The sequence below is a fragment of the Nostoc sp. JL33 genome, assembly GCF_017114985.1.
Lineage (GTDB): Bacteria > Cyanobacteriota > Cyanobacteriia > Cyanobacteriales > Nostocaceae > Nostoc.
This window is the reverse complement of sequence record NZ_JABXKP010000008.1, coordinates 130,348-143,478: the sequence shown is the minus strand read 5'-3', so window position 1 is coordinate 143,478 and position 13,131 is coordinate 130,348. Positions and strand designations below refer to the sequence as shown.

Genomic DNA, 13,131 nt, shown 5'->3' with positions numbered 1-13,131 from the left:
ATGGAAATATGGAGCGCCTAACTCATGACTAGAAGTCACGAGTGTGCGGCTTGCGGAAATCAAGTCCTTAAAGATTGCAGCTAACACAAAATGCCAAACTCTAGTCTAGCGTCCAAGTGATGATTTAGCACAGACTATTTTAGCTGTTTTGCAGAATTCAAAATTCCAAAACCCTTGAGATGCTGTCTTTTTGACCTCTTGAGAATTAGTTTGCTACGGCCGCGCACCTGCACTAGTAGTCAGTAATTAAAGAAGTCGTTCGTCTGAAGTCGTTCAAAGAAGTACAGTTTTGTAACGGGGATTTAGCGCAAAGTCGGAGCGCCGGTTTGCGGCGATCTGAACTTTGTAAGACAGAACAAGACTTACATACTTACGGCTTGTCAGAAGCCGGGGACTTAAACCCGCCGAAGTTTGTTAATAACTAATAAATAATAAGTATTTAATCAATAATTTCGCTGCTCAATTTAATGAATAAAAATTCATTTAGCAACACTAATCCCTGTCTAGGTTAAGACCAGTAGTACTTTCAGTTTTGGAAATATCACTTTCTCCCGTCTTGTACAGCCCATGAGTACCTAACGAAGCGATTGACACTACTTATTAATCAATTCGTAAAATTTGACACCGATAATAAACGTAAGTGTCAAACAGTGCGCCGACGAAACTACAGGTCAAGCTAATCACAAATAATCCGCGTAGGGGAGTTCCACTGCCAAAGGCGGCGAGAAAACGCATAATTTGAGTAGCGATCGCCTCAGTTAACTCTTGTAAGCCAGGAAAGTGACCGATGAGGGATATCAGGAGCAATCCACCGCCAACTAGGAACATGGGAGCGACAAAACTAAAAATGATCGTCAGTAGTAAAGAGCGGAGAAAGTTAGTGAAAATAGCCATTTAAGACAAACTCCGTAAGTAGAGATGACAAGAGCTAGATAGCAGTTCGTCATTTTCTACAATACGTGCGATCGCTCCTGAGCAGACAATCTGTCAAGAATCTTAAGTTTTCATTAAAAGAAATCGCTACCAGTTACAGCACATGCTGGGGATGTAAAAAATTGCTTAAATCTACAAAACCCTTGCAAAATCAAGGTTAAAGCCAAGGTTAGTACCTATTTATTAGTTTGCAGCACGTTTAATAACAGCTTCATTTTCTGAGACCATCTTTAATCTAAGTTAATGTTTAGCTTTATTAGGGGAGTAGGGAGTGGGGAGTAGGGAGTGGGGGGCAGAGGAGAAAGAGGTAATTTTTCATTTTTTCATTCTCCCCAATGCCCCATTCCCCATTCCCCATTCCCCACTCCCCATTTCCTATTGCCAACGACTTCCGCTATTCTTAAGGCAGTTACCGAGTTAGCTACAGAACATTGAACCAGACTACATCCAAATCCAGTTTAGGAGAATGGAGTCAGCGGCTGCTGGCGGCGATTTTTCTGGGTGGGCAAGTACTAGTTCACCTATTGAAAGGCAAAATCCATCGGCGCAACACCTTAGAACAAATGGCAGCAGTTGGGCCAGATTCCCTATTTATTGCCCTGTTGACGGCTATTTTCGTTGGCGCGGTGTTTACCATTCAGGTGGCGCGGGAATTTATCAACTTTGGCGCCGGAAACGTTATCGGCGGAGTGCTTGCTATAGCGTTGACACGAGAACTCGCTCCCGTGTTGACAGCAGTAGTTTTGGCCGGGCGAGTCGGTTCTGCCTTTGCAGCAGAAATCGGTACCATGCGGGTTTCAGAACAAATCGATGCCATGTTGATGTTAAGAACAGATCCAATCGATTACCTAGTTATCCCCCGCGTTCTTGCTTGCTGTTTAATGCTACCAATTTTAACCCTCCTGTCTTTGCTAACAGGGATGTTCGGGGGATTCATAATTGCGACAAATATCTATAACCTGTCTGATACGGTATTTCTAGACTCAGCCCGTAACTTTCTTGGTATGTGGGATATTTTGAGCGCCATGATTAAGGCGTGTTGCTTTGGTATTTTAATCGCCGTAATAGGTTGCAGTTGGGGGTTGACGACAACAGGAGGAGCCAAAGGTGTAGGACAGTCAACCACAACTGCTGTTGTGACTGCCTTGCTGATTATATTTGTTACCAACTTCTTTCTTTCTTGGTTAATGTTTCAGGGAACTGGCAGTGCATTCCTGCAAAGCCCATAAAAATTATCAGTTAGGAGTGGAGCTTGCGATCGCTTTGCCCCCTGTTAAGAGTTAGGAGTTTTAACTCTCAACTCCTAACTCCTGTACAGACGCGATTAATCGCGTCTCTACTCCTAACTCCTGACTCCTAAAATAGGAGAGATGCCTACTAAATAAAGCAGGATTTAAGACGTGACCAGTTCATTTGCTCCTAACTCCACATCAACTGTGGAACTCAAGCCTAGTTACAATATACCTATAGTGTTGGTGATTGCCGCTATTCCATTACTGTTGGTACAACCGTGGGTAGGCTCCGTTTTCACACTATTTGGTTTGTTTCTCATGTTTCAGGCGTTAACGCTGCGTTTGCAATTTACCGCCAGCGACTTAGATATTTACAGAGGCGAAAAATTGATTCGGCGCTTTCCCTACCAGGAATGGCAAAACTGGCGGATATTTTGGAATGGAGTCCCCATCCTGTTTTACTTTAAAGAAATTAAAAGTATTCACTTTTTGCCAATTTTATTTGACCCCAACACCTTGAAAAGTTGCTTAGAACAACGTTGTCCACGTATTTAGTGCTGAGTGCTATCTGTGCTGAGTTGTTTTGCTCTAGAATCATAACTCAGCACTCATGACTCAGGACTTTTATGGCAGGTCAATTGTAATATTTCTGAAAGCTATTTATTCGCATCATAGGAATTACACTATTGTTTATGAACCCAGAGGCATCTCAAACCCCAGATCCAATTGATGAGCGGTTGGCAGAAAAACAAGAACAGAACAATGCATTTGTTCATCCAGTAAATCCATCTGTTGAGTTGGTGGCAGAAACAGGAGCCATTAGCTCATCACAGGAGTACACAACTTTTGACCCACTCATCTCCAATGCAGAAGTGGTAGATTCTACAGTAGAGCTAACAGAAAATTCAAATGGCGAGTTTGTAGCGCAGTTAGAAGCGGAAAATGTTGCACTGGGGTCAGAAATAGGATCAGGAAATAATTCATTATATGCACAAGCAGAGCAGCGACTAGCAGAGTTGCAGAGCGCTGAAGCATCTCTCAAGTCAGAAATAGCCAAGCTGCAAGCTTCTTACAAAAACCTTCAGGCACAAGTCAGTGAAACTCAAACATCACTGGGACGACTGGTGCAAGAGTCGCTGGTGCAGTTAGAACAACGCAAACAAACCTTGCAAATTTCTGTAGAACAACTAGAACGCCGTCAAGAACGTATTCGCAACGAGATGCGAACCACTTTTGCTGGTGCATCCCAAGACTTGGCAATTCGGGTGCAGGGTTTTAAAGACTATCTCACGGGTAGTTTACAGGATTTGGCCTCTACTGCTGAACAGTTGCAACTTACACCAAGTGTGGTAGAACGAGAAAAACCATCTGTAAAAGAGGCTAAACCAGTTGAACCCCAACCTGGAATACCGCAATTTGCCCAACAGCAGTTTCAAGATACTACAAAGCAAATTCGCCGCCTAATTGACCAATACCGCAATAAACCAGATTACTATGGGCCAGCGTGGCAACTACGCCGTACCTTTGAACCAATCCACGCTGAACGAGTCTCTAACTGGTTTTTTACTCAAGGGGGACGGGGTGGTTTGCGGACAATGGGTAGCCGTTTGCAGAATATTCTGATTGCCTCAGCCGCAATTTCGATATTACACAAGCTGTATGGCGATCGCGTCCGTACTTTAGTCTTAGCTAATACGCCGGAGCGATTAGGTGAATGGCGGCGCGGCTTGCAAGACTCTCTGGGAATCGGTCGCCCAGATTTCGGCCCAGACCGAGGTGTAGTATTATTTGAGGCATCTGATGCTGTCGCCCAAAAAGCAGACCGATTGACGAAAGCCAATCAACTGCCCTTAATTATCATTGATGATTCAGAAGAGCAAATCAGTTTGTCACTCTTGCAATTTCCTCTGTGGTTAGCCTTTGCCCCTGACCCCAAAGCAGTGAGAAACTATGATGATGACTTTTAAATGAGTCATTAGTCATTGGTCATTGGTCAAGAGTAATACCTCTTGACCAAATAATTATTAATTCATAATTCATAATTCATAAATTTTATGGCTTGGGAGCCAACTTTTGATTTTTTTGAATGAGCGTGGTCTACAATCGGTGGTGGCTTGAGGAGCCAACAATGATTACAATTATGAATTAGTAATTATTAATTATGAATTAGATTGACTTTTTTAAATTTTGAATGCGTGAATTGTATTATGGCTATTTGGTTAACTCTGTGTGGGGCAATTGTGGTCATAGCTTACCTGCTGGGTTCTTTTCCCACTGGCTACATTGCTGTCAAGCAGTTAAAAGGTATTGATATTCGAGAAGTTGGTTCAGGTTCCACTGGCGCAACTAATGTACTAAGAACCTTGGGGAAAGGGCCAGGAGGATTGGTTTTAGTACTTGATTCCTTGAAGGGAGTATTAGCGATCGCTCTAGTTTACTGGTTGTTCAATTTTGCCCAGATTCAAAATTATATCCCTCCAACGGTAGATGCACAACTGTGGCAACCGTGGATAGTAACAATATCTGGGTTAGCTGCCATCCTGGGACATAGTAAATCAATTTTTTTGGGCTTTAGCGGTGGTAAATCTGTTGCTATCAGCTTAGGGATTTTGTTAGCAATGAGTTGGCAGGTAGGTTTAGCAACAGCAGGTGTGTTTGCCGTCGTTGTGGCGATATCGCGGATTGTCTCTTTGAGTTCAATTGCAGGTGCGATCGCTGTTTCCATTTTCATGGTACTTTTGCATCAACCCTTACCCTATGTTCTGTTTGGGATTGCCGGTGGATTATATGTGATTTTGCGCCATCGCACTAATATTGAACGACTGCTTGCGGGAACGGAGCCAAAAATTGGGCAAAATGTAGCGACATCAGAACAAACTACATAATTAAACCAATTCGCAAATAGATATATTTTTAGCCTCCATGCGAGTTTAATAAAGCTCGCAATCTAAAATTATGATCACTAGCAGCCCAAAGTTTTATCTAGGCTATTTTTATTAAATACCAGCGAACAGAATACATGCGTCAGTCCTGAGAATTGAGAATGAATTTTGACCGAAAAAGCGGATAGCGTAGCGTAAAGCCTACGGCATGGCTTCTCTACGAGAGGCTGCGCCAACGCTTAGAGCGACTGTGCGTAGCGTCTGAATAACCGGCGTTTTTGCACCCCCACCAAATCGTAGATTTGGTGGTCAACTTTCGTAGTCGCGGGTCTGAATAAGAGACTGATAGCGTAGCGGTAGAGAGGAACGAGCGTCTTGATTCTGACGAATGTATTCTTCTTCAATCATCTTATTTATTTTTTGACATGAAGGGAGCGGTAGAACCATTTACTTTTAATTAAAATTAAGTATAAATACGCGATAATCTACAGCTTTCATGAAATTTTCAAGAAGTAACACTGGTCGCTGCACACAATCTGACGATGTTTAGTTAAGCTGTAAGCGCTATGATTGAGCTTTATTGAACGTCTTATGCATTGGTTGTTATCTGGGCCGTTGAGTACAGAGAAATTGACGGTTAACATTGCAGGGTTGACTGCATCGTTACAAGGTAAAAAACTGGTGCAGTTGTCAGATTTTCACTACGATGGTTTGCGGCTGTCGGAAGAAATGTTAGAAAAAGCGATCGCAGTTACTAACGAAGCTGAACCAGATTTAATTCTATTAACTGGTGACTACGTAACTGACGATCCAACGCCAATTCACCAACTAGTACTTCGACTCAAACATCTGCAAAGTCGCAGTGGTATCTATGCTGTTCTTGGCAATCACGATATATATTACAAACACGCAAAAGCAGAAGTTACAGATGCCCTTACTAGCATTGGAATTCACGTCCTTTGGAACGAAATTGCCTATCCACTAGGAAAAGAATTACCACTTGTTGGACTGGCGGATAGTTGGTCACGGGAATTCCACCCCGCATTCCTTATGAACCAGCTAAACCCGGACACACCCTGCATCGTTTTATCCCACAACCCAGATACTGCGGAGATATTACAATCCTGGCGAGTCGATTTACAATTATCTGGTCATACTCACGGTGGTCAAATCGTGATTCCCGGAATTGGCCCTGCGACCTTGTTTTACGAAAAGCTTGTAAAAAAAATACCCAGAAGAGTGCGGCGTCTAGTCCCATTTTTGAAAATAAATGTTTCTGTAGTCAGCCATTGGGAATGGGCACAGGGTTTCCATCGGCTAGGAAAAAATCAGCTATATGTCAACCGTGGTTTGGGAACTTACCTCCCAGGACGCTTATTTTGCCGCCCAGAAGTTACTATAATCACCCTACAAGGTGAATGAGAAAGCAGGAGGGAGGAGAAAAATCCCAGAACTAAATTCAGCGATTTAAAATAAATCAATGAGTTAATTGTATCTGGAGTATGTGACATAAATTATTGCAGTTTTTCAAGTTACATTTTGATTTTTGGTAAGCTGTAAGCGCTGGTATGAGGAGTATCGGTTGCGTTATGCATTGGTTGTTTACAGGACATTTAAGAGTAGATAAAATCACGGTTAAGATTGCGGAACTTCCAGCATCTTTACAAGGTACAACGCTAGTGCAGTTGTCAGATTTTCACTACGATGGTTTGCGGCTGTCGGAAGATATGTTAGAAAAAGCGATCGCACTTACTAACGAAGCTGAACCAGATTTAATTCTATTAACTGGTGACTACGTAACTGACGATCCGACGCCAATTCACCAATTGGTGCTTCGACTTAAACATCTGCAAAGTCGCTGTGGTATCTACGCCGTACTTGGTAATCACGATATCTATTACAGCCACTCAAAAGCAGAAGTTACCCAGGCGTTAACTAGCATTGGGGTGCATGTGCTTTGGAATGAAATCGCCTATCCACTAGGAAAAGAATTACCACTGGTAGGACTAGCTGATTATTGGTCACGGGAATTTCACCCCGCACCAGTCATGAATCAACTAGACTCCGTTACACCCCGCATCGTTTTATCCCATAACCCAGATACAGCGAAGATATTGCAACAATGGCGCGTAGATTTGCAACTATCTGGTCATACCCACGGTGGTCACATCGTAATTCCGGGCATTGGGCCTGTAGTACTTTATTATAAAAAGCTACTCAAACAAATTCCCAAAAAATTGCGGCGTTGGGTAACATTTTTCCTGGGAGACTGTTCTAAAGTAGTGCGGTATTGGGAGTGGGCGCAAGGGTTTCACAAGGTGGAAAAAAATCAACTATATGTCAATCGGGGTTTAGGAACTTATAAACCAGGACGCTTATTTTGTCCGCCAGAAGTGACTGTAATTACCTTAATTAGTGATTAACAATTCTGAACTTTTTAATTAACTCAACGCAGAAACCGCCTAAAGCTGCGATGGATAAATATCAGTAGCTTGGGGCGGTTTCTTGAAGATTGGAGAATTCAGAAGTAACTAACTCAACTAACTAAGGTGGACAGCATTCGCGATACTCAACAATTGGACATCCTTATATTCCAACTAGACAGGCATTTTCTGGCTGTGCGTTCTCATACCTCCAAAATAACTTATTGAACTCAAGGTAAAAATACATTCAATGGATGCCACAACTTCAGAGCGATGTCTACGACGGGCTATGCCTACGCAAGAACATTAGAGCAGGAGGCACAGGCTCTAACTTGAAAGTTTTTGTTAACTTTTAACCTGTTTGTACCTTGCTCTTAATCTAGCCTATGTTTATTCAGCTACACCACATCTTTACTAAACTTGAATACCATTAATTTATCGCAACAATTCAGAAATTTTTCTTAAAAATTGTCCCACTTGTTATATGTTGTCATGCCAGCATTATCAAGTGGGCTGATTCAGAAGCCGTTATTGAGCAGAATTCCCTGTAGTAGCATCACCTGCGGTAGAAGAACCACTATTAGATGTACTGTTTGACTGGTCTACTCATTGAGGTGGAGTGGTTTTAGAGGCATCACTTTTCGTCTCTGGAGCGACAGTATTAGTAGAAGTATCGTCCTTGTTCTGCGGAGTTGGAGTAATACTAGTTGGACTCGTCGTCGGAGTTTGTACCGCTTTCGGGGTTGGCTGAGTTACAGGTGCTTTTTCTGCCGCAGGCTGCTGGGGTGGAATAGTAATGTTAATATTCGGTTGGCGAGGTGCAGGTGCAGGTGTAACCTGCTGTTGTGGAACAGGAACAGGAACAGGAACAGCAACAGGTATTTCCCTGGTTCTTTCGATGATTGTCGTTCGTGGTTGAGGAGATGCACTAGGGGTTGGATTACTCTTACTCGGTACAGGAACCGCGACCGGCACAATATTGTTAACCGGTGCGTTATTCTGCTGGCTGAAGTACCAGACCCCACCTATAACCAAAGCAAGCACGGAAGTAACAATTATACCCAACACCAAACCACCATTAGCATTGTTATTATCACGCTCGGTTAAATCAGCTTGCTGATTGGTATGCTCAGTATTTCGACCTTGTACGTAACCTTTTTGGTAAGAGTTGGGATCAGGTGTGTTTTTAGATGTTTCAGTGCTTTGTGTCAGGTTGGTGTGAATATTACCATTACTATCGGTGTAAGTCTCTTTCTTGACTTCACTGTTTTCGCTTTCGCTTTTATTGGTAGGAATAGGCATAGCTGTTGATTTCACTCCTTGATAAGATATTGACAAACTAAAGCTTTGTAAGAACAAGAGGTTTTAATAGGTTGCTGATAAAAATTGAGTTTTATTTGCTACCCGATTCTTGGAGCTATCAGTATAACCTCTGTGATCAGCAAGTGGCTCTATCTCTAAGGAGTTAATACTTAATCAAAAGAAAGAGTATCCCGAAGATGGATGTTACTAAGCTGTTATCTGATATTTGGATACAAAATCGAGCAATTTACTGAAATCATCTAAATTTTTAATTTCTCGTTAGATATCGCAGCGCCAAAGCTTGATTGTCATATCTCGACTACCACTAACCAAAGTTTTGCCATCAAAACTGAAAGTGACAGAGTTAACCCAATCGGAATGGTTATCCAAAGTCAGTACACTGAAAAGTTTTGCGATGTCTTCTTTACGAGACTGGAGGCGAACGGCGGACATTAATTCTTTAAACTATTTAATGCACGCTTTTTATCTCCAACGCCGATTTAGCCGCAGTAAACTTTTTATCCCTTGACAAAATCTTTTTACTAGAGGTCTAGGTTTAGATGTATATCTAACTGATCGTGATGTCCGCGCAGCGCCCGGATTTGTTAACTCTTGTTCTATTTGTGCAGCTTTATTTAAATCTGAAGCGGCTCTATATTCGTATCCCAGTTGAGAGCAAACTAGCCCACGATATTTATATGCGTCAATATAGTGAGGATTGAGACGAATTGCATGGGTAAAATCTGCGATCGCATCCTCATATCTTCCTTGTGTAGCATTTTCTACTCCCCAAGTATAAAAAGTTTCTGCATCCCAACGATTCACAGATATTTTTGTGGGATTTGTAGGCGAAGATGAAGACGGATTTTCACTAATCGGAGGTTCGGATGGACTTTGAGATTTGAGTTTATTGTAAGCTGAGTTGATTGATTTGATTTTTTCCTCAGCTTCCTGTTTTTGCTTTTGATCAACAAAGCGATCGGGATGCCAAATTTTCACCAGTTGACGGTAAGCTCGCTTTACTTGTGCTTGTGATGCACCCGGTTCCAACCCAAGAATTTCATAAGCATGATTGAGATCGAGGTCATCGCGCATACTGCAAAAATCGGCAACTATATAGATATATGTTAACTATTCCCCTAAATCTCCTCCAATCAACTCAAACGCCCCATTCTGGTTATCACTGGGATGGTAGTAGTCGCCGCTTTTTTGAAGGCTGGTATTACCGCGTCACTTTACCGGAAATCGGGCAAACATTTGCCTTTATGTACTCCATAGAAGACCCCATCGGCGGTAAACCCCACAGTGGCGGTGCAGCCCAAATCCTCGGCCCGGATGATGAGTATTTATGCCGTACTTTTCCTGATGTAAAGAAATTTTGGGGTAGTCGAGATGTTTTGGGTTTAGGTCATTGGGGTAAAACGGATTTGCAAGTTTCTCCTTTATACCTGCTGCCAGCAGAGTTTGAGCATCATGTTCAAGAGGGATATCAAGCCACAGCCACCTTGAATCAGGGAATTATTTGCGAACGCGCCACCAATAATTATTGCCGTTGGGAGTATGAAATTCAACCAGTATACGGTTGGGGCAATCAAAATAGCATTCAGCAATCAACCGCAGGCTGGCTGTCATTCTTGCAGATTTTTGAACCTGGATGGCAAATTTTGATGGCTCACGGTTTAGCCAGTGGAAAAATTGACTGGAATGGCAAAATCTACGAATTCACCAACGCCCCAGCCTACGGCGAGAAAAATTGGGGTGGTGCTTTTCCCCAAAAATGGTTTTGGATAAATTGTAATTTATTTGAGGGCGAACCCGACTTAGCATTAACTGCTGGCGGTGGACGGCGCGGTGTGCTGTGGTGGATGGAATCTGTAGCGATGATTGGCTTGCACTATCAAGGCAAGTTTTATGAATTTGTTCCCTGGAATTCACAAGTAGACTGGGAAATTCAGCCTTGGGGTAGATGGCAAATGAAAGCTAGTAACTCAAATTACGAAATTGAATTGATAGGTACTACTGATTTACCTGGTACACCTCTGCGTGCGCCCACAGAAGATGGTTTAAGATACTGTTGCCGAGACACCATGCAAGGAAAGTTAAATTTAGAGTTACGAGAATTAAATGGGAGAAAATCTCAAATAATCCTGAAAGCAGAAAGTTTTCTTTGTGGTTTAGAAGTAGGCGGCGGCTCTTGGGATAATTGTTGGCAATCTCGCTAAAACTCCTGCTATGATTATATATGCTGACTATTTGGGGCTGTAGCTCAGTTGGATAGAGCGGACGCCTCCTAAGCGTCAGGTCGTGCGTTCGAGCCGCACCAGTCCCGTAATCAAAAAAATCCCTAAGACCTTGACTAATAGCAGGTCATAGGGATTTTTTTAGATGATATCATCCACCAGCACAGTCCCTCCCTCACAAAAATCGATGCTGAGATGATAATCTTCCAGGAGTGCTGTCATGAATTAAGATTATTTGGATAGATGATTAATATATATAACGCGATACGCCGTTCGCACGCGGGGCATTTCATGCTATTGTCTAACTTATTTTATAGGAAATTTCATATAAAATGGACGATGACGAGGATATTATAGAAATTCCTTTACGACCTCTGGTTTGGATGGGAGGCTCTCTCAAAAATATCCGCTCATTTCCTGTTGATGTGCGTGCATCAGTAGGCTATGCGCTGCAATTGGTGCAAGCAGGGGAAACACCAATGGATGCCAAACCTTTTAAAGGGGTTGGAAGCGGCGTGTATGAAATCGTCAAACGCTACGATACCGATACTTACAGGGCAGTCTATGCGGTAAAGATTGGAGAGAAAATCTATGTCCTGCACGCTTTTCAGAAGAAATCAAAGCAGGGGATTAAAACCCCACAGGCTGATGTTGACCTGATTAAACAACGCTATAAGGACGCAGTGGCAAGGGAGAAACAACAATGACACAGGAACCTGTTTTTGAAGAAAGCAGTGGCAACGTATTCGCTGATCTCGGTTTAGAGGATGCTTCGGAACTTTTTATGCGGGGCAAGATAGGGATTCAGGTACTGCGCCTCCTTTCTCAACGCAACCTGAAACAGCGCGAAATCAGCGAACTTCTTGGCATTCCCCAGCCAGAAGTATCTCATTTAATGAAAGGAGAGTTTCAACGGTTCAGCGAGGGCAAACTCCTCATTTTCCTCAAGCGGCTTGATACGGAAATCACCTTACATCTTCGCCCTCGTCATGCGTCGGGCCAATCTGCTGAAACTGTTATATCGCTATAGGACAGGATGGGAGCCTGTTGGATCTGAGTTTAGAGCAATTGTGGCAAGAAGACGACTAGAATAAATTTCTTCATTGCTAATCAGCGACTCATTGCAAAAATCTGTTCAGCCGTTAAGGGAATGTTCGGAAACAATCTAGAATCAATTCGATCCTGCCCTCGAAACACCTTCGGGGGTGAATACTCTCCATCTTCAAGTTGGTAGATTGTAATGGTTGGCTGCTTGGGAGAGCCAATAAACCGAATGCCACCAAAAGCAGCATAGTCTACAATGATGTACTCGAAAACGCCCAAGTCTTCATATTCAGCAAGTTTTGTCAGATAGTCGTCTTTCCAGTTATTGCTAACGACCTCAATGATTCCGGGTGGTGGAATATATGCAGCAGCAGAACTAGAGCTAGTTTTCATCCTCTGCCATTCTTCTCTAGCAAATATGACAATATCTGCTTTGCGGCTTTTTTCTTTTTCTCCTGGTGCTGTTTTGAGCCGAACCTGCTTCGACTGGCGCGACACATAAGGCAGGTCATTTTCTTGGCAGTGATTTTCTAAGTAGGTACACAGTCGCTCAATCAAATCCTCATGATTAGCATTTGGTTCTGATAATGGCACGGGAATCCCATCCAATAGCTCAAACTCTCTGCCTGAACCATCGTCCCAGGCAAGAAACTCTTCAAAAGTCAGTGGTTGTGTGACGGTTGCATACATCGCCCTCGCTCCCTTGCTGACGGGTACTTCACTCAATGCTACCAAGATGTACAGCTAAAATAGTGCAAAATAGAAATGTAGAAAAGCTATTAGCCAAACACTTCAACATTAATATGAGAACATAAGAACGCTTGAACAACAAACACACTATGCGGATTACACCTAACGGTCAAATTACCATCCCTTCTGAAATCCGAGAGGTGTTAAACATTTCTCCTGACGTAGAATTAGCGTTTGAAATCGAAGGCGATCGCCTCTACCTCAAGAAAATACAACCTGCCGATAAAATTTCAACCTGGATTGATACCATGCGGGGTTGCGCTGCTGGAAACCTCACCACTGACCAAATCATGACCCTCACCCGCAGCGACGATAATCCATGACC

General features: G+C 42.8%; 15 protein-coding genes and 1 tRNA gene. 11 read left to right on the top strand and 5 right to left on the bottom strand.

The window, feature by feature from the left end; genetic code table 11:
• Positions 1–600 precede the first annotated feature (600 nt).
• Complete coding sequence (locus HWQ23_RS01740; RefSeq protein ID WP_292823033.1) at positions 601–894, bottom strand: hypothetical protein; 294 nt, start codon at positions 892–894, stop codon at positions 601–603.
• Positions 895–1,364: 470 nt separating this feature from the next.
• Between HWQ23_RS01740 and HWQ23_RS01735 the strand changes: the two genes are divergently transcribed.
• The 6 genes from HWQ23_RS01735 (at position 1,365) to HWQ23_RS01710 (ending at position 7,470) form a co-directional block, all read left to right on the top strand.
• Positions 1,365–2,162 (top strand): MlaE family lipid ABC transporter permease subunit, encoded by a 798-nt coding sequence (locus tag HWQ23_RS01735; protein WP_292823032.1) that lies wholly within the window; start codon positions 1,365–1,367, stop codon positions 2,160–2,162.
• Between the two features lie 171 nt (positions 2,163–2,333).
• Entirely contained in the window at positions 2,334–2,720 is a 387-nt protein-coding gene (locus HWQ23_RS01730; RefSeq protein WP_292823031.1) for a DUF3119 family protein, read from the top strand.
• Between the two features lie 137 nt (positions 2,721–2,857).
• Entirely contained in the window at positions 2,858–4,132 is a 1,275-nt protein-coding gene (locus tag HWQ23_RS01725; RefSeq protein ID WP_292823042.1) for a DUF3086 domain-containing protein, read from the top strand.
• A 240-nt stretch (positions 4,133–4,372) separates the two neighbouring features.
• Positions 4,373–5,050: a glycerol-3-phosphate 1-O-acyltransferase PlsY gene (plsY, locus tag HWQ23_RS01720; RefSeq protein ID WP_292823030.1), complete on the top strand. Its 678-nt coding sequence runs from the start codon at positions 4,373–4,375 to the stop codon at positions 5,048–5,050.
• Between the two features lie 588 nt (positions 5,051–5,638).
• Entirely contained in the window at positions 5,639–6,469 is an 831-nt protein-coding gene (locus HWQ23_RS01715; RefSeq protein WP_292823029.1) for a metallophosphoesterase, read from the top strand.
• Positions 6,470–6,636: 167 nt separating this feature from the next.
• A complete protein-coding gene (locus HWQ23_RS01710; protein ID WP_292823028.1) occupies positions 6,637–7,470 on the top strand; it encodes a metallophosphoesterase in 834 nt (277 codons plus the stop codon).
• Between the two features lie 606 nt (positions 7,471–8,076).
• Here the strand turns inward: HWQ23_RS01710 and HWQ23_RS01705 are convergent.
• The 3 genes from HWQ23_RS01705 to HWQ23_RS01695 all read right to left on the bottom strand — a co-directional run bounded on the left by HWQ23_RS01705 (position 8,077) and on the right by HWQ23_RS01695 (position 9,867).
• Positions 8,077–8,772, bottom strand: a complete 696-nt coding sequence (locus HWQ23_RS01705) for a hypothetical protein (protein WP_292823027.1) — start codon at positions 8,770–8,772, stop codon at positions 8,077–8,079.
• Positions 8,773–9,051: 279 nt separating this feature from the next.
• Positions 9,052–9,225, bottom strand: a complete 174-nt coding sequence (locus HWQ23_RS01700; protein ID WP_292823026.1) for a WD40 repeat domain-containing protein — start codon at positions 9,223–9,225, stop codon at positions 9,052–9,054.
• Positions 9,226–9,255: 30 nt separating this feature from the next.
• Positions 9,256–9,867, bottom strand: coding sequence for a J domain-containing protein (locus tag HWQ23_RS01695; protein WP_292823025.1), 612 nt, complete (start codon positions 9,865–9,867; stop codon positions 9,256–9,258).
• 29 nt (positions 9,868–9,896) lie between these two features.
• On the opposite strand from HWQ23_RS01695, the gene HWQ23_RS01690 reads away from it, so the two are divergent.
• The 4 genes from HWQ23_RS01690 to HWQ23_RS01675 all read left to right on the top strand — a co-directional run bounded on the left by HWQ23_RS01690 (position 9,897) and on the right by HWQ23_RS01675 (position 12,042).
• On the top strand, positions 9,897–10,994 hold the full coding sequence (locus HWQ23_RS01690; protein WP_292823024.1) for a tocopherol cyclase family protein: 1,098 nt from the start codon (positions 9,897–9,899) through the stop codon (positions 10,992–10,994).
• Between the two features lie 33 nt (positions 10,995–11,027).
• Positions 11,028–11,101: transfer RNA gene (locus HWQ23_RS01685), tRNA-Arg, on the top strand.
• Between the two features lie 243 nt (positions 11,102–11,344).
• Complete coding sequence (locus HWQ23_RS01680; protein ID WP_292823023.1) at positions 11,345–11,719, top strand: type II toxin-antitoxin system RelE/ParE family toxin; 375 nt, start codon at positions 11,345–11,347, stop codon at positions 11,717–11,719.
• Positions 11,716–12,042 (top strand): helix-turn-helix domain-containing protein, encoded by a 327-nt coding sequence (locus HWQ23_RS01675; RefSeq protein WP_193950064.1) that lies wholly within the window; start codon positions 11,716–11,718, stop codon positions 12,040–12,042. The genes HWQ23_RS01680 and HWQ23_RS01675 overlap by 4 nt, the downstream gene beginning before the upstream one ends.
• Positions 12,043–12,122: 80 nt before the next feature.
• Here the strand turns inward: HWQ23_RS01675 and HWQ23_RS01670 are convergent, their stop codons facing one another.
• Positions 12,123–12,791 carry a Uma2 family endonuclease gene (locus HWQ23_RS01670; RefSeq protein ID WP_292823022.1) on the bottom strand — a complete coding sequence of 223 codons (669 nt, stop codon included), beginning with the start codon at positions 12,789–12,791 and terminating at the stop codon, positions 12,123–12,125.
• 104 nt (positions 12,792–12,895) lie between these two features.
• Here HWQ23_RS01670 and HWQ23_RS01665 point away from each other — a divergent pair, with 104 nt between their 5' ends.
• Positions 12,896–13,129 (top strand): AbrB/MazE/SpoVT family DNA-binding domain-containing protein, encoded by a 234-nt coding sequence (locus tag HWQ23_RS01665; RefSeq protein ID WP_292823021.1) that lies wholly within the window; start codon positions 12,896–12,898, stop codon positions 13,127–13,129.
• The last annotated feature ends 2 nt before the right edge of the window (positions 13,130–13,131 follow it).